General features: G+C 75.7%; 17 protein-coding genes and 1 pseudogene. 13 read left to right on the forward strand and 5 right to left on the reverse strand.

Going from position 1 to position 23,117, the window contains the following annotated elements; genetic code table 11:
* Both IE98_RS0136470 and IE98_RS0136475 read right to left on the reverse strand, forming a co-directional pair.
* Positions 1–634 (reverse strand): annotated as a pseudogene (locus IE98_RS0136470) (peptidase M4 family protein); the annotation flags it as partial.
* 1,336 nt (positions 635–1,970) lie between these two features.
* Positions 1,971–2,678, reverse strand: coding sequence for a TetR/AcrR family transcriptional regulator (locus IE98_RS0136475; RefSeq protein WP_030276294.1), 708 nt, complete (start codon positions 2,676–2,678; stop codon positions 1,971–1,973).
* 172 nt (positions 2,679–2,850) lie between these two features.
* On the opposite strand from IE98_RS0136475, the gene IE98_RS0136480 reads away from it, so the two are divergent.
* From IE98_RS0136480 to IE98_RS0136515, 8 genes are all read left to right on the forward strand, one after another.
* The gene (locus IE98_RS0136480) at positions 2,851–3,813 is read left to right on the forward strand and encodes an NAD-dependent epimerase/dehydratase family protein (protein WP_030276295.1); all 963 of its coding nucleotides are present in this window, start codon (positions 2,851–2,853) and stop codon (positions 3,811–3,813) included.
* 273 nt (positions 3,814–4,086) lie between these two features.
* Positions 4,087–6,054 (forward strand): serine/threonine-protein kinase, encoded by a 1,968-nt coding sequence (locus IE98_RS0136485; protein ID WP_030276297.1) that lies wholly within the window; start codon positions 4,087–4,089, stop codon positions 6,052–6,054.
* Positions 6,055–6,245: 191 nt separating this feature from the next.
* Positions 6,246–6,506 (forward strand): DUF6480 family protein, encoded by a 261-nt coding sequence (locus IE98_RS49695; RefSeq protein ID WP_030276299.1) that lies wholly within the window; start codon positions 6,246–6,248, stop codon positions 6,504–6,506.
* Between the two features lie 132 nt (positions 6,507–6,638).
* Positions 6,639–7,235: a DUF1349 domain-containing protein gene (locus IE98_RS0136495; RefSeq protein ID WP_030276300.1), complete on the forward strand. Its 597-nt coding sequence runs from the start codon at positions 6,639–6,641 to the stop codon at positions 7,233–7,235.
* 104 nt (positions 7,236–7,339) lie between these two features.
* A complete protein-coding gene (locus IE98_RS0136500) occupies positions 7,340–10,315 on the forward strand; it encodes an ATP-binding protein (protein ID WP_043175976.1) in 2,976 nt (991 codons plus the stop codon).
* 141 nt (positions 10,316–10,456) lie between these two features.
* On the forward strand, positions 10,457–11,725 hold the full coding sequence (locus tag IE98_RS0136505; protein WP_030276304.1) for a PP2C family protein-serine/threonine phosphatase: 1,269 nt from the start codon (positions 10,457–10,459) through the stop codon (positions 11,723–11,725).
* 179 nt (positions 11,726–11,904) lie between these two features.
* A complete protein-coding gene (locus IE98_RS0136510) occupies positions 11,905–12,669 on the forward strand; it encodes a hypothetical protein (RefSeq protein WP_030276306.1) in 765 nt (254 codons plus the stop codon).
* Positions 12,670–12,676: 7 nt separating this feature from the next.
* Positions 12,677–14,215, forward strand: a complete 1,539-nt coding sequence (locus IE98_RS0136515; protein WP_030276308.1) for a serine/threonine-protein kinase — start codon at positions 12,677–12,679, stop codon at positions 14,213–14,215.
* A 47-nt stretch (positions 14,216–14,262) separates the two neighbouring features.
* Here the strand turns inward: IE98_RS0136515 and IE98_RS0136520 are convergent, their stop codons facing one another.
* Positions 14,263–14,634 (reverse strand): hypothetical protein, encoded by a 372-nt coding sequence (locus tag IE98_RS0136520; protein ID WP_030276310.1) that lies wholly within the window; start codon positions 14,632–14,634, stop codon positions 14,263–14,265.
* A 239-nt stretch (positions 14,635–14,873) separates the two neighbouring features.
* Here IE98_RS0136520 and IE98_RS0136525 point away from each other — a divergent pair, with 239 nt between their 5' ends.
* The 3 genes from IE98_RS0136525 to IE98_RS0136535 all read left to right on the forward strand — a co-directional run bounded on the left by IE98_RS0136525 (position 14,874) and on the right by IE98_RS0136535 (position 17,970).
* Positions 14,874–15,923, forward strand: a complete 1,050-nt coding sequence (locus IE98_RS0136525; RefSeq protein WP_030276312.1) for an SPFH domain-containing protein — start codon at positions 14,874–14,876, stop codon at positions 15,921–15,923.
* On the forward strand, positions 15,920–16,819 hold the full coding sequence (locus IE98_RS0136530; protein WP_030276314.1) for an NAD(+)/NADH kinase: 900 nt from the start codon (positions 15,920–15,922) through the stop codon (positions 16,817–16,819). The genes IE98_RS0136525 and IE98_RS0136530 overlap by 4 nt, the downstream gene beginning before the upstream one ends.
* A gap of 329 nt (positions 16,820–17,148) precedes the next feature.
* Positions 17,149–17,970, forward strand: a complete 822-nt coding sequence (locus IE98_RS0136535) for an SDR family oxidoreductase (protein ID WP_030276316.1) — start codon at positions 17,149–17,151, stop codon at positions 17,968–17,970.
* Positions 17,971–18,189: 219 nt separating this feature from the next.
* Here the strand turns inward: IE98_RS0136535 and IE98_RS0136540 are convergent, their stop codons facing one another.
* Both IE98_RS0136540 and IE98_RS0136545 read right to left on the reverse strand, forming a co-directional pair.
* Positions 18,190–18,372 carry an antitoxin gene (locus tag IE98_RS0136540; RefSeq protein WP_030276318.1) on the reverse strand — a complete coding sequence of 61 codons (183 nt, stop codon included), beginning with the start codon at positions 18,370–18,372 and terminating at the stop codon, positions 18,190–18,192.
* Positions 18,373–18,467: 95 nt separating this feature from the next.
* Positions 18,468–19,328 (reverse strand): hypothetical protein, encoded by an 861-nt coding sequence (locus tag IE98_RS0136545; protein ID WP_159401168.1) that lies wholly within the window; start codon positions 19,326–19,328, stop codon positions 18,468–18,470.
* Positions 19,329–19,570: 242 nt separating this feature from the next.
* Here IE98_RS0136545 and nhaA point away from each other — a divergent pair, with 242 nt between their 5' ends.
* Positions 19,571–21,400 carry a Na+/H+ antiporter NhaA gene (nhaA, locus tag IE98_RS0136550; protein WP_078661596.1) on the forward strand — a complete coding sequence of 610 codons (1,830 nt, stop codon included), beginning with the start codon at positions 19,571–19,573 and terminating at the stop codon, positions 21,398–21,400.
* Positions 21,401–21,575: 175 nt separating this feature from the next.
* Positions 21,576–23,081: an MFS transporter gene (locus IE98_RS0136555; protein WP_052391451.1), complete on the forward strand. Its 1,506-nt coding sequence runs from the start codon at positions 21,576–21,578 to the stop codon at positions 23,079–23,081.
* Positions 23,082–23,117: the final 36 nt, after the last annotated feature.

A 23,117-nucleotide genomic window follows, 5' to 3' on the forward strand; every position in this document is an offset into this window, starting at 1 on the left:
CCGAGCCGACGAAGACGCCCTTGCCGGTGCCGGTCGCGTTGGTGGTCTGCACCTGCTCGTGGGTGGAGAGGACCTCGCCGCTCGCGGCGTCGGTGACCACCACCTGGCTGCTGGGGGTGCCGTCGGCGCGGACACCCTCGACGGTGGTGCGGTGCGCGAGTCTCGGGGTGCCGGAGGCCGCCCACACCACCAGCTGCGCCGTCCCGGGCCGGTCGACCGAGACGAGGGCGGGCTCGTCGCCGTCCGGGACGTTGACAGTGGCGGCGACGGCTTCGTGTGCCTTGGAGGCGGCCTGGGCGGCGGTGAGCTTCGGGGTGAGCGAGGCGGGTGCGACCCGGCCGGCAACGGCGCGGTCGGCGGAGCGTATGGCGCCCTGCGCGCTCTGGTGGACGATCAGGTCCCCGCCCAGGACGGGCAGGCCGGCGAAGGTGCGCTCGTAGCGCACATGGCGGGTGCCGTCGGGGTCGACGACCGTGTCCTTCACGATCAGTTGTTCCTGGCCGGAGAGGCCCAGGGCGCGGGCCGTTGCCACGGGCGCCGGCGCGGCGTGGGCCGATCCGGCACTGACCTGGATCGCACCGGTCAGGACGGTCGAGGCGGACAGAACGGCTCCGACGGCGAGCTTTCGCTTCATTCGGTTCCTTCCGTGATGGACCGCGGGTGCGCGGTCGGACCGGTTCCGCGGCGCCGGGTCGGCGCCGGCTGAGGGCGGAGCCGGTTGAGGGGGAGTTGACTGAGAGGGCTGATGTTGGCGCTGGTTGAGGGCGGCTGAGGGCGGAGCGGGCGCCGGCATGGTGCCTCGGCCACCGGCCTGCAACCGCCGCCGATGGGCGAGCCGGACGGTAGGGCGCACTGCTCGGCCGGAATCATGGCGAAGCATCAGGCAGCCCGGAAAGGCCGGAAACATGAATGGCGGAATTTCGCCAGAGTGGTCGGCTTTCCCGTCACATTTTGTGCGGGAATTTCTGAGCCGATATCTGCTGGCAGATCGGTCCGTGGCCGGTCCGTTCCGCCCGTGTGCCGTAATCCGGCTCCGGCGTGCGGGCGATGTGGGTTGCGCGGCGCTGGTTGCGCAGTCTCGCCACGTATTGACACTTGTCGCCGCGAAATTGCTTCGGTAAGGGGACGGAGTGCAATCCGGGGGAGCCGGGAATTCATTTCCGGGCATAGCTCGGCGGCGAATGCCTCATTGGCGTCCGCCGCGGTGCGGGCCGGATCCGTCCCCTCAGGGCGGGTGACGGCACGGGCCCTACCTGAATGAGCGCCCATCGGCCCGGTGGTGTCACACCCGTGCTGCGGGCACCCGCCGAAGGCGGTGATCCGCGGCGCTCGACTCTGCCGCGTCGGCCGACCGGATGCTCGACATGTCACGGCCGACGTTCTCCGGGCGGAGGTCGATCGGCAGGCCGGGCGCCGCGCGGCACACGGTGGCAGGGCCCTTCACGATGTGGTGCCGAAAGCAGGGGGCCGTGGGAGGTTCCGAATGCGGTCCACCCGGGATGCCGGAGGGGGTGCGTGGGGCGGCTGCCGCCCGGCGGCGGGAGAGCGTGCCCGGTGAGCAAGAGGCCAGAGCCCTGAGTCGGAGCCCGGAGCTCCGAGTGGTCGGCCCCGGGCAGGGTCGGCCCGCGTCCGCAGGGGATGCGGAGCACCGGCTGTTCCGCGGGTCCGCCGAAGTGGTCCGCGGGGTGGGGATGGCGGTGAGGCGTAGCGTCTGGGGGCTGGTCCGCTCGGTTCGTGGAGCGAGAGTGCCAGTTGTCACCGCGGTGAGTGCAGTAACCATCCGGGTCCGCGACGGGGTGGTGCAACTGCGCTGGGCTCTGCGGTTGCTGACAGGGAATCGCGCTGGCCGCCTGGCCGGACGGCGAGGCGGTGGTCGCCGGTGGCCCCGGGGGCGTCACATCCGCCGCGGGTGTACAGGAATGTGACGGCCCTTGAGCCCTCCGAAGCCGCGAAGCGACTGCGGCAGTGCATCACTTCAGCGAGAAGGCGTCGGCGAGCAGGTCGATCTGGGTCGTGAGCAGCGTTTCCCCGGTGTGTCCCATGCCGGAGTAGTGGCCGGAGACCTCCAGGCCGATGGTGCCGTGCAGGGTGCTCCAGGCCAGGACGGTGCCGGTGAGTGCGGTGGCGACGGCCTCGGGGCCGTCGGGGGTGCTGGCCTTCACCCACGCGGCGACGGCCGCGTCCGCCGCGAGCCAGGCCCGCATCTGGGCGACCACGGGGGCGGTGGCGGAGGCCGGGGTGCCGACGGCGAAGACGTACAGGAAGGGCGTGAGGACGGCCCGGGCGCTCGCCAGCGTCTCGGGCGGCGCGGTGTAGCCGGGCGTCGGGGTGCCCTGGATCAGCAGGTAGCGGTGCGGCTCCGCGACGGCCCAGCCGCGGTAGGCGGTGGCCAGTGCGTGCAGCCGGGCGCGCGGGCCGGTGCCCGGGTCGGGGGCCGTCTCGACGGCTGCGGCGGCGTCCTCGTAGGCGTCCGCGATGAGGGCGCCGAGCAGCTCGTCCCGGCTGGCGAAGTAGCGGTACAGCGCGGGCCCGGACATGCCGAGCTCCTTGGCGATCTTCACCAGGGCGAGGGCGGCCGTGCCGCCCTCGGCCAGCTGTCGCAGTGCGACCTCCTTGATCTCGGCGCGGGTCTGCTCCCGGTAGCGGGCGCGCGGGCCGGTCGTGCGGGCCTCCGCCATGGTGATCGCCCCTTCCTCTCGTTACTGATTCTTGCTGGAGCAAGAGTCTCTCACGCGGTGAAGGCTCGTCGCGCTTGCGAGTGCTAATCGCAACAGTTACAGTCTATAACTGAAGCGAGAGGCGCTCGCCGAGGAAACGGTCCGTCCAGGCGGGCCGAGGAGAGGGGACACCATGAACACCCAGGAGCAGCAGCTGCACGCGGTGCTCGGCGCCGGTCCGGCCGGTACGGCCCTCGCGGCGGAGCTCGCCCGCCGCGGCCACGCCGTCCGCCTGGTCGACCGTGCGGGGGAGGGCCCCACGCCGCAGGGTGTCGAGCGCCGCGCCGGCGACGTCTCGACCCCGGCCGGTGCGCTGGCGGCCGTCGAGGGCGCCGACGTCGTCTACCACTGCGTCAACGTCGCCTACCACCTGCAGGTCGAGCTGATGCCGCTGATCCAGCGGGCCGTGCTCGGCGCCGCCGAGACGATCGGCGCCCGCCTGGTCGTGCTGGACACCCTCTACCCGTACGGCCCGACCGGCGGCGCGCCGATGACCGAGCGCACGCCGTGGAACGCCGTCAGCCGCAAGGGTCGGATGCGGGCCGAGCTCGACGAGGCGTACCTGACCGCGCACCGCGAGGGCCGGGCGCGGGTGGTGCTCGGCCGGGCGGCGGACTTCGTCGGCCCCGGCGTGCTCAACTCCACCCTCGGCGGCGCCGTCTTCCCCGCCGCGCTCACCGGCGGCGAGGCGCTGGGCCTGGGGGACATCGACCTGCCGCACAGCCACACCGACATCCGCGACGTCGCCACCGGCCTCGCCACCCTCGGTGAGCACCCCGAGGCCGACGGCCGGGTCTGGCACCTCCCCACGGCACCCGCCCGGACGCCCCGCGAGATCCACGCCATGATCGAGGAGCGGACCGGCAAGCCGCTGAACGTCTCCGTGCTGGACGCCCCGCGCCCCTTCGGCCCCTTCGACGAGGTCTTCATGGCCGAGTACGCCGAGATGTTCTACCAGCACACCGAGCCGCAGGTGGTGGACTCCGGCGACTTCGAACGGGCCTTCGGCGTCACCCCGGTCCCGCTGGAGCGGACACTCGACGAGACCCTCGACTGGTACCGGGAGCTGCTGTCCGCCCACGCCCCGCGTCCCTGAACCCCGATCGCCCACCGGCCCCCGGGACCGCCGGACCGCTGCCGGACCGAGACCCGGCCCGCTGCCGGACCGAGACCCGGACCGATGCCCGGCCCATGCTGGGCCCGGCCCCGGCGGCATCCCCGACAGCACCCCGCCCACGGGCGTCCGGACGGTTCGTCCAGATCCGGTTCAACGGGCCCGCCGGCCACCGCCGGCGGGCCCGGACCGTGCGGCCCGATCGTGATCTCCCGGCGGCACGGGCAGTCCGTCCCGCCCCCTACGATGACGGGCATGAACACTGGGGGGCCGGAGACACGGCTCATCGACGGCCGTTTCGAACTGCTGCAGCGTCTCGGCGGCGGAGGCATGGGCCTGGTCTGGCGCGCCCGGGACAACGCCCTGGAGCGGGAGGTCGCGCTCAAGGAGGTCCGGCCGCCGGACCCGGCGATGCTCGCCGGCGACCCGGTCGCCGCCCAGGAGCTGCGCGAGCGCGTCCTGCGCGAGGCACGTGCGCTGGCCCGCCTCCAGCACCCGAACGTGGTGATCATCCACCACATCGTCGACACCCCCGAGCAGCAGCACCCCTGGCTGGTGATGGAGCTGGTCAGCGGCGGCAGCCTCGCCGACCGGCTCGTCCAGGGCCCGCTCACCGTCCCGGAGGCGGCCAGGATCGGCCGCGGCGTGCTGGCCGCCCTGCGCGCCGCGCACGCGGCCGGCATCCAGCACCGTGACGTCAAGCCCGGCAACGTCCTGCTGCGCACCGACGGCACACCCGTCCTCACCGACTTCGGCATCGCCGCCATGCAGGACGCGACGGCGCTCACCGCCACCGGCTCGCTCATCGGCTCGCCCGAGTACATCGCCCCCGAGCGCATCCGCGGCGGCACGGGCGACGCCTCCTCCGACCTGTGGTCGCTCGGCATGATGCTGTACGTCGCGATCGAGGGCCACCACCCGCTGCGCCGCGGCACCACACTGGCCACCCTGGCGGCCGTCCTTGACGAGCCACTGCCGCCGCCGGTCCGCGGCGCCCAGCTCGGCCCGCTGCTCGGGGCCCTGCTCTCCCGGGACCCCGCGCTGCGGCCCGACGCCGAGATGCTCGACCGGCTGCTCGCCGCGGCCGAGCAGGGCGAGCCGGCCGCCGGTCCCGCCCACTGGGCGCCCACGGTCAAGGAGACCTTCAAGCAGCCCGGCCCGCCGGAGTCGACCTCGGGCTCCACCTCCCAGCCGGTGTTCGGCGCGCCCACGGGCGCCCCGACCGGTGCGCCCACCGGTGCGCCGGCGGGCTACGGCGTCCCGGCCGTCCCCGGGGCGTTCGGTGCACCGGCCGCCGGGTACGGCTACCCGCAGCCCTCGACCGGTCCCGTCGCCGGGTACGGCCACCCGCAGCAGCCCGCCGGCGGCTACGGCTTCCCGCAGGCGCAGCCGCCGGCCGGTCCGAACGGGGGCGGCTACGGCTTCCCGCAGTCGCCGACCGGCGGCATGGGCGGGTACGGCCACCCGCAGTCGCCCACCGGCCCGACCGGCGCCTGGACGCCGCAGGACGGCCACCCGAACCGCCCGCCGGCCAACGCGTCGCGCGGCCGCACCGTGCTGATCACCGCCTCGGTGGCCGGCGCCGTGCTCGCCGGCGTGCTGGCCTGGAACAACCTCCAGGAGGACAAGGGCGGCACCGGCTCCAACGTCACCGGCACGGGCACCGGCAGCAGCGCCGCGGCCGGCACCACCGGCACCACCGGCACCACCGGTGCCACGGGGGCCACCGGGACGGGCACTCCCGCGGCCACCGCCACCAAGGCCGGTGGCAAGAACGCCGCACCCAAGGACCTGCTCTCCACCGACGGCGTCCGGGCGGTGGTCGACGCGATCAAGCCGGTCGCCGGCACCTCGATGATCAACGAGCTGACGGTCTACCCCGAGTACGCGATCGCCGAGACCCCGAAGACCGACAACGCCAAGCTGTACGACCGGATCGACTACCGGAACGGCCACACCAGCAAGACCCCGGGCGGCAGCGTCATCGGCGACGACAAGCCGGTGGACCTGAACAGCTACGACTGGAGCATCATCCCGGGCCTCCTGCAGACGGCCAAGGACACGCTCAAGGTCCCCAACCCCACGAGCCGTTACCTGATCATCGGCCCGGACATGTTCGACGGGACGCCGACCATCCGGGTCTACCTCTCGGATGCCTACGGCAGCGGCTACCTCTCGGCGGACACCAAGGGCAACGTCTTCCGGACCTACCCGCACGAGTGACCCGTCCGCGGACCGCGCACCTCCGGGCCCGCCCGAGGTCCGCGGCCGTCCGCGGTGACCCGCAGTACCGGCGACGGACCGCCGTGATCCACAGTGGGTTGCCGGGATCCGCTGCGGCAACGATGCGACCGGCCTCCGGCATGCCGGGGCGTGACCGTGGAACGGTCATCCCCGACACACCGGAGGCCGTCATGTCGACCACCCTCCCCCGCACATCCGCCCCGACCGCGGCCACCGCAGCCGAGACCGGCACCGCCCGCCCGGAGGCGCCGGTGCCCGCCGTGCCGCCGACCGAGACCCCCGAGTGCGAGGCGTCCACCTGCCACGGGATCTCCCTGCCGGAGCCCGTCGAACTCCACGACGCCTGGCCCGGCTGGATCCCGATCGCGCTGATCGCCGTCCTGGTGATCGCCTGCGCCGGTTTCGCCGTGGCCCGGATCGCCGCCTTCTGAGGGGCTTTCTGGCGGGCCGTCGACCGGCCCTGCTGCCGTCGTCCCGCCACCCCGCGGGCCGCGTCCGGTCCACGCCGTGACAGGCTGGGCCGGTCCGCCGCGACCCGCGCGGCGGCAGGCCCGAGGAGAGGCATGGACACCCCGAAGCCGGTCGACGTCCCCGACGCCCAGTGGCTCAACCCGCCCGCGTCCGCCGTCCCCGACGGCGGCGCCCTGGTCGTCACCACCCGGGACCGCAGCGACTTCTGGCGCACCACCGGGTACGGCTTCGTCCGCGACGACGGCCACGCCCTGCTCGCCCCGCTGCCGGACGGCACCGCCGTGGAGGTCGCCTTCCTCGCGGACTTCGACACGCTCTACGACCAGGCCGGCGTGATGGTCAGAGTCGACGGGTCGACCTGGACGAAGGCGGGCGTCGAGATGTCCGACGGCGTGGCGCACCTCGGCGCCGTCGTCACCCGTGGCGTCTCCGACTGGTCGCTCTCGCCCGTCCCGGAGTGGCACGGCCGCGAGGTCACCGTTCGGGCCAGCCGCAGCGGCGACGCCCTCACCGTCCGCGCCCGCTGCGAGGACGGCCCCTGGCGGCTCGTCCGCTACGCCCCGCTCGCCCCGGACGCGCCCGCCACCGCCGGACCCTACTGCTGCTCCCCGCAGCGGGACGGACTGCAGGTCCGCTTCACCGCCTTCACCTTCGGCCCGGCCGACACCGCCCTGCACGCCGAGCACTGACCGCACTCCCCACGCGGCCCGCCGGGCCCGATCCGCCCGCACGGCCTGATCCGCGGCACAGCCGTACGGCCCGAACTTCCCGGCGCAGCACCGATAATGACCAGGTGTCCACTCCAGAGGTCTCGGCCCGCGAAGCCGACGTGCTCGCCCTGCTCGGCGAGCACCTCAGCAACGCGGAGATCGCCGCGCGGCTGTTCATCTCCGTCCGCACGGTCGAGTCGCACGTCTCCTCGCTGCTGCGCAAGTTGGGGTTGCCGGACCGGCGGGCGCTCTCCCGCCGGGCGGCCGGGAGCGCCCGCTCCGAGCGGTCGCGTCCCGGGCCCGCGCTCCCCGCACCGCTGACGGCGTTCGTCGGGCGGGTGCGGGAGCGTGCGGAGTTGGCCGAGGCGGTGAGGCTGCACCGGCAGGTCACGGCGGTCGGTCCGGGCGGGGTGGGCAAGACGCGGCTCGCGCTGGCCGTGGCGTCGGACGTGGCGTCGGACGCGGCCGCGGGCGGAGCCGACGAATTCGCGGACGGCGTCCGGTTCGTCGACCTCGTCCCCGTCACCGACCCGGACCGGGTCGGCGCGGCGGTGGCGGCGGCGACCGGCGTGGCCGAGCAGCCCGGACGCAGCCTCGACGAGGCGGTCCTGGACGCGCTGGCGGCCCGCCGGGTGCTGCTGGTGCTCGACAACTGCGAGCAGGTGCTCGGGGGCGTCGGCCCGTTCCTGGAACGGCTGCTGGCGGCCTGCCCCGGGGTGCGGGTACTGGCGACGAGCCGGGCCCGCCTCGTGGTGCCGTTCGAGCGGGTCTTCCCCGTCGCGCCGCTGTCGACGGCCGGTGGCGCCGGGTCGGAGGCCGTGACCCTCTTCCTGGAGCGGGCTGCGGCGGTCGGGCAGCGGCCGGATCCGGGGGTGTGCGACCGGGTTGCGGACATCTGCGAACGGCTCGACGGCATGGCGCTGGCGATCGAACTGGCCGCGGCCCGCTGGCCCGCCCTCGGACCGGACGGGCTCGCCGCCGGCCTCGGCGACCAGCTGCGGATCCTGGCCGGCGGGCCGCGCGCCCACGACCGTCACCGCTCGGTCCGGGCCGCGCTGGACTGGAGCCACGAGCTGCTGGAGCCGCAGGACCGCGCCCTGCTGCGGCGGGTCTCGGTCTTCGCCGGGCCGTTCACCGCCGAAGCGGCCGCCGAGGTCGCCGGCTTCGAGCCGCCGGACCGGTCCGCGGTCGCCGACGGCCTCGGCAGGCTCGCGGAGCAGAGCCTGCTCACCGTGACGCCGTCCCCGTCCGGCACCCGGTACCGGGCCCTGGAGACCATCCGTCAGTACGGCACCGAACGGCTCGCGGACGCCGGCGAGTCGGCCGAGGCCGAGGCCCGCCACCTGCGCTGGTGCACGGCCGTCGCGGTCGCCCTGCCGCCGCCCGACCACCCAGATCTGCGCACCCGCTTCGACGCGGTGGCCGCCGACCTCCGGGCAGCCGTGGCCCGGGCCTCCGCAGACCGAGCAGCGGCGAACCGAGCAGCCGTGGACCGAGCAGTCGCGAACCGGCCCGCCGCGGACCGTCCGGACCTGCGGAGGGAGGCCCACCGGCTCGCCCTCGCGATGGCCGCACCCACCTTCCACTGCAACCTGCTCGGCGAGGCCCAGCACTGCTACGAGCAGGCCGCCGCACTCGCCGGTGACCTCGCCGGTGACCTCGCCGGTGACCTCGGTGGTGACCTCGCGGGTGACCTCGGTGGTGCGCCCGGCGCCGCCGAACTGCGGCACGCCGCCGGGGTGGCCGGCTGCCGCCGGAACGGCGACGACCTGTTCCGCCTCCACCGCGCGGCGGCGGAGGCCGCCCGCCGCGCGGTGGACACCACCGGGGCCGCCCGCGACCTGGCGACCGCCGCCACCGTCGCCCACCGCTTCTCCAGCGCCTTCACACAGCTGCCGCCGGCGGCCGAGGTGGCGGAGCTGCTCGCCACCGCACGCGCTCTCGCCGGCGACGACCCGGACGCGGCGGCGGCCGTCGCGCTGGCCGAGGCGGCGGTGCTGGCGGACGCGTACGGGTCCGTCCAGGGCGCCGCCGAGAACACCGCACAGGAGACGGTGGCGCTGGCCGAGCACGCGGTCGCGCTGGCCCGGCGGACGGGCGACCCGGTCGCCGAGTCCGCGGCCCTCGACGCGCTCTCCGGCGCACGGAGCTGGGCCGGCGAGTCCGCCGCCGCGGCGGAGGCCGCCCGGCGGCGGACGGTCGTGCTGGCCACCGCGCCGCACACCCCGGCCGCCACCCATGAGCTGGTCGACGCCCTGGCGATGGCCGCCGGAACGGCCCTCGGCACCGGCGAACTGCCGCAGGCCCGCCGCCTGGCCCGGCAGCTCGCGGAGCACCCGCTGCTGGCCGAGGTCGGCCACCACGCCACGTCCTGGCTGCTGGTCGCGGACGCTCTCGCGGGCCGCGGCACGGAGGTGCTCGCCGGCAGTGCGGCCTTCCGCGACGCCTGGGAACGCGGCGGCCGCCCGCGGTCGTTCTCGCTCGGCCCGGCCGCCGCAGCGGTGGCCATGGTCCACGGGCTGCGCGGCGACCACGGCGCCCGCGCCGACTGGCTCGCGGTGGTCGACCGGGCGGGCACCGCACCGGAGCACCGCCACGGCTACGGCGCGGTCTTCGACGCGACGGTCCTGCTCCACCACGGCGACGCGGAGGCGGCCGCGGACCGGCTCGCGCCGGAGCCCGAGGAGGTCTGGAAGTGGGTCTCCTGGGTCTGGCTGCACTGGTACGCGGCGCTCCGGGCCGAGGCGGCCGTCCTCGCCGGGTACCCCGCCGCCGCGCACCGCATTGCCGCCGCCCGTGCCCTGGTCACCGGGAACCCGGTCGCCGCCGCCCAGCTCGACCGGGCCCAGGCCCTCCTCGACGGCGACCTGCCGCGCCTGCTCGCCACCGCGGACGCCTTCACCGCCGCCGGCGCGCCCTACCAGTCCGCCCGCACCCTCCTCCTCGCCGGCACCCCCCACACCGAGGACGCCACCGCCACCCTCACCACCCTCGGCCTCACCCCAGTCCCGCTCCCGGCCCCCACCCGTACCCCCCCGCACACCGTCCGTAGCGCCTGAGCCTGCGCGCCACCGTCCCCGTGCTCGGGGCCGTCCGACCTGCGGTGTGGTGGCCCCCGTCCCGTCCGGTCGCCGTGGGGGTGGGGCGGTGGTTCGATGCAACGGAGTGGGGGTGCAGGGGAGCCGTCCGAGGAGAAGGCGGTGGCGGCGGTGGACGAGGCCGGGGTCGGCCGGGTGGTCGGCGAGTTCCTGGAGATGTCGCACAGCGTGGGTCCGCGCGACATCGCCGGCCTGGTCGACGACACGGCCCGGGCACTGGGGATGGCGGGCGCCTCCGTCTACCTGGCCGATGTCCAGCAGGTGCGGCTGATGCCGCTGCCGGACGACCGCCCGCACGGGGCCGGTGCCGACGAGCCGGGCATCGCCGTGGAGGGCACCCTGGCCGGCTGGGCGTACCGCACGATGAAGCCGCGGACGGCGTCCGCCGACGGCCGGGCCGAGCTGTGGCTGCCGCTGGTCGACGGGGTGGAGCGGATCGGCGTGCTGCGGGTGGCCACGGCGTCCGCCGACCCCGCGGCGCAGGACGCGGCACAGGACGCGGCACAGGACGCGGCACAGGACACGGCGCAGGACGCGGTGCAGGAGCGGTGCCGCACACTCGCCTCGCTGACGGCACTGGTGGTGATCTCGAAGGCGGCGTTCAGCGACGTGATGGCGGAGGCGGTCCGGAGTCGTCCGATGACCCTGCAGGCCGAGCTGGCCTGGGCGTTCATGCCGCCGCGGACCCTGGGCACCCGCAACGTGACCTCGTCCGCGGCGCTGGAGCCCGCCTACGAGATCGGCGGCGACGCCTTCGACCACAGCCTGTTGCGGGACCGGCTCCACCTGACGGTGGTCGACGCGATGGGCCACGACCTGGCGGCGGGCGGTGCGTCCGCGGTGGCGGTGGCGGGCTGCCGGTCCACCCGGCGGGCGGGCGGCGGGCTGGCGGACATCGCGGCGGCGGTGGACGGGGCGCTGGCCCGCTGGATCCCGGACCGGCTGCTGACCGCGGTCTTCGCCGACCTCGACACCCGGACGGGCCGCCTCACCTGGGTGAACTTCGGCCATCCGCCCCCGCTGCTGATCCGCCGTCAGCACGTGGTGCCCGGGGCGCTGGAACGCCCGGCCCAGCTGCCGCTGGGACTCGGCAAGGGCTATCCGCGCGGCGAGGCCGCCGTGCACCACGCGCAGCTGGAGCCGGGCGACCGCATCCTCATCCACACCGACGGGGTGACCGAGGCGAGGTCGGTGGCCGGCGACCTGTTCGGCGAGGAGCGGCTGGTCGACCTGGTGGTCCGCTCCGCCGCGGCCGGCGAACCGGCGCCCGAGGCGCTGCGGCGGCTGATCCTCGCCCTGCTGGAGCACCAGGACCACCGCCTGATCGACGACGCGACGATCGTGCTCGCCGAGTGGCACCCCCGCGGCTGAACGCCGCACACGGCGGCAGGTCTCCGCGGCAGGTCTCCGCAACGGCCGACGCATCGCACACGCAGCATGCCTTTTCTGGAACACTGAGTGACGCGACCGGTACGCAAGGTGCGTCTCCGGGGCTCCGCCGTGCCGTGCGCGGGTCCGCCGGCGGAGCGGCGATTCGCCGAGGGGGCGTGATGGAGACCGTCATCGTGCAGCTGCCGGACACCGGCGCGGGTCCGCCGGCCGAGCCGCGGCTGCTGCGGATGGGCCCGGACGACAGTGCGGACTTCGGCCGCGGCGCACCGGACCGGCCGGCCGCGATCCCGCTGACCGACCAGGGCGTCTCGCGCCGGGCCGGCGAGCTCACGGCGGCCGCCGACTACTGGCGGCTGTCGAACTTCAGCCGGTCGGCGACGTACGTGGTGGAGAACCTGGAGGGTGCGGGGGAGCACCTCAAGGTGGCGCCGGGGCGACTGGGTGCGCCGGTGCCCTTCGAGTTCTCCCGGGTGGTGCTGCCCTCGCTGGGCGGCGGCTGCCACTTCAAGGTCTTCGCACCGCAACACGCCTACCTGGACCGGGTGCAGGCGGGCCCGCCGGGCGAGCACACCGTCAGCCCCTTCGCGCTGGACAGCACGGCGAAGTACTTCCTGGTGCTGGTGGCGCTGTGCGAGCCGCGGCTGCGCGGCACCTCGGCGGCCGTGCCCGGGGTCGGCGACGTGGTGGAGCGGCTGCGCGGCGGCCCGGGCGGCGGGCCGACCCGGTCCGCGGTGAACTACCACATCGACTACCTGGCGGAGTCCAAACTCCGCCTGCGGCCCGCGGGTCCGGACGACGGGGCGGCGCCGCTGCGCAAGCGCGAGGAGCTGGTCGGTCTGGCGCTCCGCTTCGACCTGGTGCGCGAGGAGCACCTGGCGCTGTTGCCCGGGCGGCGGGTGCGCCGCCCGGCGGGGGCCGGGTGAGCCGGCGGTGAGCACGGGGTTCCCGGACGGGCCCGGGCCCGAGGTGCCGCCCGGCTACCGGGTGGCCGGGCACCGGATCACCGGTCCGATCGGTGCGGGCGGTTGGGGCGTGGTCTACGCGGCGGTGCGGCGGCGGGACGGCGCGCCGGCGGCGGTGAAGGTCCTGCCGGCCGCCCGGCTCGCCCCCGGCCAGTTCCGTCAGGCACTCGAACTGGCCCGGCGCGAGGCGGAGTTCAGCACCCGGCTGGCACACCCGCGGCTGATCAGGACGTACGCCACCGCGGTGCTCCACGACCCGGGCCGGCCGGGTCTGGACGGTGCCGTGGTGCTGGTGATGGAGCGCGCGGAGCGGAGCCTCGCGGACCTGCTCGCCGCCGACCGGGCGGTGCCGCCGGCCGAGGCCGCCCGGCTGCTCGCCGAGGTCTGCGAGGGCCTGGCCCACATGCACGGGCACGGCTGGGTGCACGGCGACCTCAAACCGGCGAACGTGCTGCTGATGGCCGACGGCTCGGTGCGCCTCGCGGACTTCGGGCTGACCGCCGAACTGGACGGCACCCATGCCTACGTCCCGCCGCTCGGCTCGCTCGACCACGTGCCGCCGGAGTGGTGGTCCGAGCGGAGCGGTGTGCGCGGGGTGGCGCTGCGGCCCAGCGCGGACGTCTGGGCGTTCGGGGTGCTCGCGCACCAGGTGTTCGCGGCCGGCACCCACCCCTTTCCGGGCGCGGCGGCCAGGGCGCGGGCGCTGGCCGCGCAGTCGTACGCCCGCGGCCGGGAGCGGCTGCGGCTGGACGAGCGGGTGCCGGGGGAGTGGCGGGCGCTGATCGCGGACTGCCTGGCCGCGGACCGCGCGGCGCGACCGGCGGACGCGACGGCCCTGGCCGCCCGCCTGCCGGCCCCGGTGCCCCCGGCACGTCGGGAACGGCGCGGAGTTCCGGCGGTGGCCGCCGCCGCGGTGGCGGCCCTGGCCTGTGCGGCGGCGGTGGCCGTGGCGGTGTTCCCCGGCCCGTCCGACGGCTCCGGCCCCGCCGGCAGCCCGCCGGGCGTTCCCGCGGTGAGCCCGTCCGGTGCCGTGCCAGGTGCCCTGCCCGGTGCGCTGCCGGCGGACGCGGACGTGCCCGCCGCACTGCGCGAGCCGATCACCCGGGCCGCACGGCGCTGCCCGGAGCCGGAGGTGACCCCGGTGCTGCTGGCCGCGATGCTGAAGGCCGAGAGCGGCTTCGACCCGCAGGCCGCCCGGCCGGAGACGGGGGAGTACGGCATCGCGATGTGGACGCCGGCCGTGTTCAACGCCTGGGCTCAGGACGGCGACCTCGACGGCCGCAAGGACTACATGTCGCCGCCGGACGCCATCATCTCGATGGGGTCGTACGTCTGCTGGCTGGCCCAGCAGTTCAAGCGCCGCGGGCTGACGGACGACCTCCCGGGGCTGCTGGCGGCGGGCTACCGCACCAGCGACAAGACGGTCGCCGAGGCCCGCGGCGTGCCCGAGCGGGTCCGGCCGCACGTGGCGAGGGTCGAGCAGTACCTCGCCGAGTACGGCCGGTGAGCCCGCCCGGGCCCGGTGGGTGACGTCCGATCAGGGGCGGTGACCCGTCAGCAGCCGGGCAGGCCGGGCACCGGCTGGTCGTTGTCGCCGCCGGAGAGGTAGACGACGTTCACCCAGACGCCCTTGTTGCCGCTGTCGTCGTCGGTCTTGGCCCACCAGTGGTTGCGGTAGGGGCCGTCGACGACCTCGCTGCCGACGGCCTGGCAGTAGAAGTAGTTGGTGCCCGCGTTGAGGGTGCCGGCGCGCACGTTGCCGGCGAAGTAGGACGGTGCGGTCTTCCAGACGTTGCAGTTGTACTTGCCTCCGCCGATGCCGTAGCAGCCGCTCGCGGCCTCGGCGGTGGCCGGGACGAGGCCCGTCAGGGCGAGGCCGACGGCGGCTGCGGCTCCGGCGAGGGCGAGCTTGCGCACAGCGAACATGGAACGCTCCTTGCGTCGTGGGAGAGGGACCGACTGCGGGTCCCGACCGGTGGGCGGCCCGGTGGCCGCCCCCGTCTGACTCCAGGAAAGCCGAGCCGCGGTCTGCCCGGTACCTGACATCTGTCAGGGCGTCGGCCGCGGACCCGTGGTCGCGAACCGCCCCCTTTTCGTCGCGTTGACGACAACCGCCTCCGCCGGTTATCGTCATATCGACGAAAACAATTCGGGAGGGAATCACCATGGCCGACATCACCAGGCGACTCGGGTTCCGGCACCTGCGGGCCGCGCCCACCGCCCACGTCCGCCACCTGCGCGGCGGCCGGCCCGTCCACGAGGGTGCCGGCCTCGCCTTCTGGTTCCGCCCGCTCACCGCGGCCATCTCCGAAGTCCCGGTCGAGGACCGGGAACTGGCGATGCTCTTCCACGCCAGGACGGCCGACTTCCAGGACCTCGCGGTGCAGGCCACGGTGACCTACCGGATCACCGATCCGGCCGTGGCCGCCGAACGCCTCGACTTCGGCATCGACCCGGACACCGGCACCTGGCGTGCCGAACCGCTCGAACAGATCGGCACCCTGCTCACCGAGACCGCCCAGCAGCACGCCCTCGAACTCGTCGCCCGCACCCCGCTGGCCGACACGCTCGCCGACGGCATCACCGCCGTCCGCCGCCGCATCGCCGAGGGCCTCGCCGGCGAGGCGCGGCTCGTCGAGATCGGCCTCGCCGTGATCGCCGTCCGCGTCACCGCACTCCGGCCCGAGGCCGAGACCGAGCGGGCGCTGCGCACCCCCGCCCGCGAACTGGTCCAGCAGGAGGCCGACCGGGCCACCTACGAGCGCCGCGCCCTCGCCGTCGAGCGCGAGCGCGCCATCGCCGAGAACGAGATGGCCAACCGGATCGAACTCGCCCGTCGTGAGGAGGAGTTGGTCGCCCAGGAGGGCGCCAACGCGCGCCGCCGCGCCGAACAGGACGCCGAGGCGGACGCCGTCCGCGCCACGGCCGAATCGGCCCGCCGCACCCGCCTCGCCGCCGCCGAGGCCGAGGCCGACCGGCTCACCGCAGCGGCCCGCGCCGAGGCCGAACGCGCCCTCGGCGAGGCCAAGGCCGCCGCCGAGAAGGCCTGGCTCGCCGCCCACCAGGAGGCGGGCCCCGAGGTGCTGCGCGCCCTCGCCGTGATCCGCCTCGCCGAGCACCTGCCGCGGATCGACAGCGTCACCCTCACCCCGGACGTCCTCACCGGCCTGCTCGGCCGCCTCGGCGTCGGCGGCGGCGACGGTGGTGCCCGATGACCCTCGCCCCGCGGGTGGTGCTCGTCCACCGCCGCACCGAGTACGAGGAGTTGCTCGCCCGGCACGGCTCCCGCGGCCAGGCCGCGTTCTTCCTCGACTCCCGCGGCCGCTCGCTCGCCGAGGCCGAGGAGCGCCACGACCGCGCCCGTGCCGCGCTCGCCGCCGTCACCGCCGCCGTCCCCGGCGACTGGCGGCGCACCAGGGTGGAACGCGCCGATCTCGACCGCTTCCTGTTCGCCCCGGAGGACCTGGTGGTCGTGGTCGGCCAGGACGGTCTGGTCGCCAACGCCGCCAAGTACCTGGCCGGACAGCCCGTCATCGGCATCGACACCGACCCGGGCCGCAACCCGGGCGTGCTCGTCCGGCACCGGCCCGCGGACGCCGCCGAACTGCTGCGCGCCGCGGCCGGACCGGGCGCCGACGCCCTCCTGGAGGAGCGCACCATGGTCGAGGCGGTGGCCGACGACACCCAGCGACTCCTCGCCCTGAACGAGGTCTACCTCGGCCAGAGTGGCCACCAGACCGCCCGGTACCGGCTCACCTCGCCCGGCGCCGCCGCCGAGGCACAGGCCTCCTCCGGCATCCTCGTCGGCACCGGGACGGGCGCGACCGGCTGGTGCCGCTCCGCCTGGCTGGAACGCCGCTCGGCACTGCGGCTGCCCGAGCCGACGGGCGCCGCCGTCGCCTGGTTCGTCCGGGAGGCCTGGCCCTCCCCGGCCACCGGCACCGACCAGGTCCAGGGCCTGCTGGCCGGCGGCGAACGCCTGGAGGTCGTCGTCGAGTCCGACCGCCTCGTGGTCTTCGGCGACGGCGTCGAGTCCGACGCCCTCCACCTCTCCTGGGGCCAGCGCCTGACGGTCGGTGTCGCCTCCCGGCGCCTGCGCCTCCTCGCCTGACACCCCGCCGCGGTCGCGTCCCCGGCCACGGGTGAACGGTCCGCCGCCACCTGTCCCGGGTCGGCACCGGGCAGCCGGTGCCGTGTTCGAGCGTCTGCGTCCCGCCGGTCCGCGCAGTACCCGACCGGCCGGTCCGGGCGGTTCTGTCCGCAGGCCCGGGCGGTTCGGCGGGGGGACGGGCGGAGGGGCGTGCGATGTCCGGGCGGTGCGCTCCCGCGAGCCCCCGGGCGACCCTGCGCGACGGGCCGCTCCCGGCGCGTCGCGGGGCGCGGCTCTGCCACAGTGGCCGGGGCTCGGTGGGAGCCCGCCCACCGACAGGAAGGCGTCACATGGCACGTCGCTGGCTGGTCACCGGATGCTCGTCGGGGCTCGGCCTCGCCCTCGCGACCGCTGCGGCGGAGGCGGGCGAGTACGTCCTGGCCACCGCCCGCAAGCCGGACACCCTCGCCGGGCTGGCCGCCCGCCACCCGGACCGGGTGCTCACCGCGGCCCTGGACGTCCGGGACCCGGGCCAGTGCGAGTCCGCCGTCGCCACCGCGGTCGACCGCTTCGGCGGCCTGGACGTGCTGGTCAACAACGCCGCCACGGGCCTGTTCGGCGCCGTCGAGGAGGTCTCCGACGACGAACTCCGGGACCAGCTGGAGATCCTGGTCGTCGCCCCCTGGCGGCTCGCCCGGCTGGCCCTCCCGGTGATGCGCGCCCAGGGCGCCGGGCACATCGTCAACGTCTCCTCGCTGGCCGGCCGGATGGCCTTCCCCGGCCTCTCCGCCTACGTCGCCGGCAAGTACGCGCTGGAAGGGATGACCCAGGCCCTCGCCGCCGAGGCCGGACCGCTCGGGATCCGCGTCACCGCCGTCGAACCGGGCGGCTTCGCCACCGGCTACGGCGACGCCCTCGCCCGGGCCGCGACCCGGCTGCCCGCGTACGCACCCGCCACCGACCCGATGCGCGACGGCATGCACGCCATGCGGGACAACCCGCAGCTCGGCCGTCCCGAGGACTTCGCCCGCCACGTGCTCCGGCTGGTCGCCGCCGAGGAGACGCCCGTCCGGGTGCCCGTCGGGGAGGACGCCTACGCCTTCCTGGCCGCCGTCGAGGAGGCCGGCCGCGCCGAACTCGCGGCCGCCCGGGCCTTCGTCCCCGGCCGCTGACCGGAGGCGCCCGCCGACCGGACGGCCCGCCGACCGGACGGCCCGCCGACCTGCTGACCCGCCGACCTGCTGACCCGCTGACCCGCTACGCCGCATCACCCGCCGCGCCGCCGGGCCACGGCGCGCGGGCCGGTGACCCGGCGGCGGCCCCTGCCGGAACGGCCGACGGCCGCCTCCCCGGGTGACCGGGGGAGGCGGCCGTCCACGGCCGGAGCGGGGCTACCGCTGCTCGGGCGGCTGCTCGCCGAGCTGCTCGTTGATCTTCTGCTGGGCGGTGTCCACCTGGCCCTGGTACTTGCCCTGGGTCTTGGCGTCGACGGCGTCACCGGCCTTCTCGACACCCTTCTGGGCGGCGGACTCGTGGCCCTTCATCATGCTCTTGAGCTTGTCCAGCATCGACATCTGGATTCCTCCTTAGGAGCTGCCGGTCTACCCACCATCGCCGACCTGGAGGAGATCCACATCTCCAGCGGCTCCCGCTGCCGCCGGGCACCGGCTCAGGGCGGTGCGGCGGCGTCCCAGTACCCGGGCACGGCGTCGGTCCGGTGCCGCAGGTCGGCCCGTACCCGCGAGGCCAGCCGCCGGGTGTCCCGCCGGTTCAGCAGTGCACCGAGCCCCGCGCCGACCAGCAGCGGGAAGAGCGTCGGCAGCTTGCGCAGCGTGCTGCGGGTCAGCCGCTTGCGGACCTTGCGCCGCACCTCGCTGCCCACCGCCAGCCCCGTCACGGCCGCCACGCCCACCGGGTGCGACGGGGTCACCGAGGCGAGCCCGCGCCGGTCCGCCCAGGCGTTGACGTAGGCGGCCGTGCGCTGCGCGGGGCTCCCGCCCGCCGGCACGCCGTACACCTGGTGCAGCTCGGCGATCAGCTTGATCTCGACCGCGGCCACCACCAGCGTCTCCGCCGCGACCTCGGCGGCCATCGCGGCCGGCACCGGCAGCATCGCCGCCGCCCCCACCCCGGCGCCGACCGAGGCCGACGCCCGCAGCGCGCCCGCCACCAGCAGGTCCGCGAGCGCCTCGGCGTCCCCGGCCTTCGGGTGCTGGGCCCGCAGCGTCGCCAGGTCCCGCACCGGGATCCGTGGTGCGGCCTGCAGCAGCCGCTCGGTCAGCGCCCGGCCGCTCACCCAGGTCACCCGTGCCGTCGCGGCACCGCCGCGCAGCAGCAGCCGGCCGGTCGACGCCACCAGCGCACCGGCCCGCCCGGCGGCCCGCCGGCGGCTCGACTGCGATCCCTCCTCCATCTCGCGCGACATCGACGCCAGTGCGTCCGCCGCCGCCTCCGGGGTCATCTCCGACCCGGGCGCCCCGGGCCCGCCCTCGTCCGGAGGGTCCGGTCGTCGTCTGCGCAGCAGTCCCATGCCCCCGCTCGTACCCGCGCCCCGGAACCGCTACGCCGCCGTCCGCCCCGCGCCACCCGGGCAGTCCCACGGCGCGCCGCGGTCCGGCCCCGGGGCCGGACGGGGCGGCCTGCTGTGACCCCCGTCACCACGCCGACCCCGGCGGTGCGCCGCGCGGACACCCCCTCCGGCGCGAGAATGATCGGGTGTCCGCCCCCTCAGAGCTGCCGCGCTACTCCGGCCAGACGTCCTGCGGTGCCGACATGCGCACTCCGCTGCGGGACTTCCTCCGGACCGAGACCGGCAGCGCCGCCGTCCTGCTCGCCGCCACCGTCGCCGCCCTGATCTGGGCGAACGTCGCCGCGGGGTCCTACGAGTCCTTCTGGGAGACCGTCCTCGCCGTGCGGCTCGGCGACTCCGGGATCTCCCTCGACCTGCGCGAATGGGTGAACAGCGGCCTGATGACGCTGTTCTTCTTCGTGGTCGGGCTGGAGGCCCGCCGGGAGTTCGACATGGGCGAGCTGCGGGAGCGCCGGCGGATCGCGCTGCCGTTGATCGCCGGTGTGTGCGGCATGGTCGTCCCCGTCGCGATCTTCCTCGCCGTCAACGCCGGGGACGGCGACCTGCACGGCTGGGGCACCGCGATGTCCACGGACACCGCCTTCGCCCTCGGCATGCTCGCCCTGTTCGGCAACCGGCTGCCGGAGTCGCTGCGCACCTTCATCCTCACCGTGGCCGTCGTCGACGACTTCGTCGCCCTGGGCGTCATCGCCGTCGCCTACAGCGGCAGCATCGCGTGGCCCGCCCTGCTGGCCGGCCTCGGCATCCTCGCGGTGATCCTCTTGGCCCGGGCCGCCGGCCTGCGCCGCGGCGGCGTGTACGCGCTGCTCGCGGTGGCCCTCTGGGTCGCCCTGCTGAAGTCCGGCGTCGACCCGGTGGTCACCGGTCTGGCGATGGGCCTGCTGACGTACGCCTACCCGGCCTCCCGCGGCGACCTGGAACGGGCCAGCGACCTGTTCCGGCTGTTCCGCGAACAGCCCACCCCGGAGCTGGAACGCACCCTGCGGGCCGGCCTGGCCACCGCGATCTCCCCGAACGAGCGGCTCCAGCAGGTCTACCACCCGTGGACGAGCTACGTCATCGTGCCGCTGTTCGCCCTCGCCAACGCCGGCATCACCTTCTCCGAGGAGCAGCTGACCCGGGCCCTGCACTCCCCGGTCACGCTCGGCATCGTCCTCGGCTACGTGCTCGGCAAGCCGGCCGGCATCCTCGGCTCCACGCTGCTCACCACCGCGTTCAGCCGCGGCCGGCTGCGGCCCCCGGTCGGCTGGGGCGCCGTGGCGGCGGGCGGCGCGATCGCCGGCGTCGGGTTCACGGTGTCGCTGCTGATCGCCACGCTGGCCTTCGACGGACCGCGGCTGGACGAGGCGAAGGTCGGCATCCTCGCGGCGGTGGTCTGCGCCTCCGCGGTGACCTGGGCGATCACCCGGCTGATCGCGCTGATGCCGCGCACCGGCCGGATGCGGGCGCTGCTCGGCACCTCCGAGTCCATCATCGACCTGGCCGCCTCGGTGGACGCCGACCGCGACCACGTCCGCGGCCCGGTCGACGCCCTGGTGACCGTCGTCGAGTACGGCGACTTCGAGTGCCCGTACTGCGGCCAGGCGGAGCCGGTCGTCCGCGAGCTGCTGGCCGGCGCCGGGGACATCCGCTACGTCTGGCGCCACCTGCCGCTGAACGACGTCCACCCGCACGCCCAGCTGGCCGCGGAGGCGGCGGAGGCCGCCGGGATCCAGGGCGCGTACTGGGAGATGCACGACCTGCTGCTGGCCCACCAGGGCGCGCTGAAGGTCCACGACCTGCTGAAGTACGCCGAGACCGTCGGGGTGGACGGCGAACGGTTCGAGATGGACCTGCGGGCCCGGGTCGGCGCCGTCCGGGTCTCCGAGGACGTGGAGTCGGCCGACCTCAGCGGGGTCTCCGGCACGCCCACCTTCTTCGTCAACGGACGCCGGCACTACGGCGCGTACGACATCACCAGCCTCAAGGAGGCCGTCCGCGCCGCCCGCGAACGGGCCGCGCTGGTCCGCTGAGCCCCGGACCGGCCCTGAGGGACCGGCCCGGCGCAGCAGGGACGACGCCGTCGGGCGACGCACCCGCCTGCGCCCGGGTGCACCCTGGTCGGAGGGGCGGAGCCCGCCCGCGGCAGTTCCCGCGGTCCGCCCTCCGCCGCAGCAGCTCCGCCTCAGCGGCCGGAAGGAGGACCACGTGGCCGGCGCAGCCCCCGGCAGCGGGGGCCGGCAACCCGACGCCCGCACGGAGTCCCCGGCGCGGGCCGCCGATCCCTCGCCCCAGCGCTGGCGGGCCCTCGCGGTCTGCCTGATCGCCGGCTTCATGACCCTGCTCGACGTCAGCATCGTCAACGTCGCCCTGCCGACCGTCCGCACCGGCCTGCACATGACGCAGAGCGGCCTGCAGTGGGTGCTCAGCGGCTACGCCCTCGCCTTCGGCCTCGCCCTCGTGCCCGCCGGGCGGCTCGGCGACGCGCGCGACCGGCGCGCCGTCTTCCTGTTCGGCCTGGCCCTGTTCACCGCGGCCAGCGCCCTGTGCGGCGCCGCCCAGAACGAGGCCTGGCTGATCGCCGCCCGGCTGGTCCAGGGCCTCGCCGGCGGCATCATCGTGCCGCAGGTCTCCGGTTTCATCCAGACCTCCTTCGCCGGGCCCGAGCGCGGTCGTGCCTTCGGCATGCTCGGCGCCGTCATCGGCATCTCCACCGCGGTCGGCCCGCTGCTCGGCGGACTGCTCATCGAACTCGCCGGCCCGCAGAACGGCTGGCGGCTGGTCTTCCTGGTCAACGTCCCGATCGGCGTCGCCGCCCTGCCGATCGCCCGCCGCCTGCTGCCGGACCCGCCGCCCCGCCCGGCCCGCGGCAGCCGCCACAGCGACCTCGACCCGGTCGGCGTGCTGCTCCTCGGCGTCGGCACCACCGCCCTGCTGCTGCCCTTCGTCCAGGAGCAGTGGCACGACCGGGCCCGCTGGCTGCTGCTGCCGGTCGCCGTCCTGCTGCTCACCGCCTTCACCGCCTGGGAGCGCAGGTACGGGCGCCGCCGCGAGCCGCTGGTCAGCATGGAGCTCTTCGCCCGCCGCTCGTACGCCGCCGGCACCCTGCTGTCGCTGCTGTACTTCGCCGGGTTCACCTCGGTCTTCTTCGTCTTCACGCTCTACCTGCAGGCCGGGCTGCACTACAGCGCGCTGGCGGCCGGCCTGGCGATCACCCCGTTCGCCATGGGCTCGGCCGTCGCCGCTGCCGTCGGCGGCCGCCTCGTCGCCCGGCTGGGGCGGCGGCTCGTCGCGGTCGGCCTCGCCTGCGTCCTCGTCGGCCTCGGCGGCGCCGCGCTGGCGGCCCATGTGACCTCCGGCGGCACCACCGGCTGGGCCACCGCCGCGCCCCTGCTGCTCGCCGGGGCCGGCAGCGGCCTGGTCATCGCACCCAACCAGACGGTCACCCTGCAGGAGGTCCCGGTCGTCCGCGCGGGCAGTGCCGGCGGCGTCCTGCAGACCGCGCAGCGGATCGGCTCCGCGGTCGGCATCGCGGTGGTCGGTTCGGTCTTCCTCGGCCACGCCGGCGGCGCCCCGGACGCCTGGACGGGCGCCTTCCAGCTCGGCATGGCCGTCTCCGCCGCCTTCGTGCTGGTCGCCCTCGCCGTCGCCACCGCCGATGTCCGCGGCCACCGCCCGGCGCCGCCCGAGCGGCCGCCCGCCGCCGAGCGCTGACCGCACCCGGCCGTCGCACCCGCGGCTGTGGCCGGA

This window comes from Streptomyces sp. NRRL B-24484 (genome assembly GCF_000717715.1).
Classification (GTDB): Bacteria; Actinomycetota; Actinomycetes; order Streptomycetales; family Streptomycetaceae; genus Kitasatospora.

Coding starts and splice junctions, on each gene's coding strand:
- IE98_RS0136535 (WP_030276316.1), top strand. CDS start 17,149: ATGGCACGTCGCTGGCTGGTCACCGGATGCTCGTCGGGGCTCGGCCTC.
- IE98_RS0136525 (WP_030276312.1), top strand. CDS start 14,874: ATGGCCGACATCACCAGGCGACTCGGGTTCCGGCACCTGCGGGCCGCG.
- IE98_RS0136540 (WP_030276318.1), bottom strand. CDS start 18,372: ATGTCGATGCTGGACAAGCTCAAGAGCATGATGAAGGGCCACGAGTCC.
- IE98_RS0136530 (WP_030276314.1), top strand. CDS start 15,920: ATGACCCTCGCCCCGCGGGTGGTGCTCGTCCACCGCCGCACCGAGTAC.
- IE98_RS0136520 (WP_030276310.1), bottom strand. CDS start 14,634: ATGTTCGCTGTGCGCAAGCTCGCCCTCGCCGGAGCCGCAGCCGCCGTC.
- IE98_RS0136480 (WP_030276295.1), top strand. CDS start 2,851: ATGAACACCCAGGAGCAGCAGCTGCACGCGGTGCTCGGCGCCGGTCCG.
- IE98_RS0136475 (WP_030276294.1), bottom strand. CDS start 2,678: ATGGCGGAGGCCCGCACGACCGGCCCGCGCGCCCGCTACCGGGAGCAG.
- nhaA (WP_078661596.1), top strand. CDS start 19,571: ATGCGCACTCCGCTGCGGGACTTCCTCCGGACCGAGACCGGCAGCGCC.
- IE98_RS0136495 (WP_030276300.1), top strand. CDS start 6,639: ATGGACACCCCGAAGCCGGTCGACGTCCCCGACGCCCAGTGGCTCAAC.
- IE98_RS0136510 (WP_030276306.1), top strand. CDS start 11,905: ATGGAGACCGTCATCGTGCAGCTGCCGGACACCGGCGCGGGTCCGCCG.
- IE98_RS0136485 (WP_030276297.1), top strand. CDS start 4,087: ATGAACACTGGGGGGCCGGAGACACGGCTCATCGACGGCCGTTTCGAA.
- IE98_RS0136545 (WP_159401168.1), bottom strand. CDS start 19,328: ATGGGACTGCTGCGCAGACGACGACCGGACCCTCCGGACGAGGGCGGG.
- IE98_RS49695 (WP_030276299.1), top strand. CDS start 6,246: ATGTCGACCACCCTCCCCCGCACATCCGCCCCGACCGCGGCCACCGCA.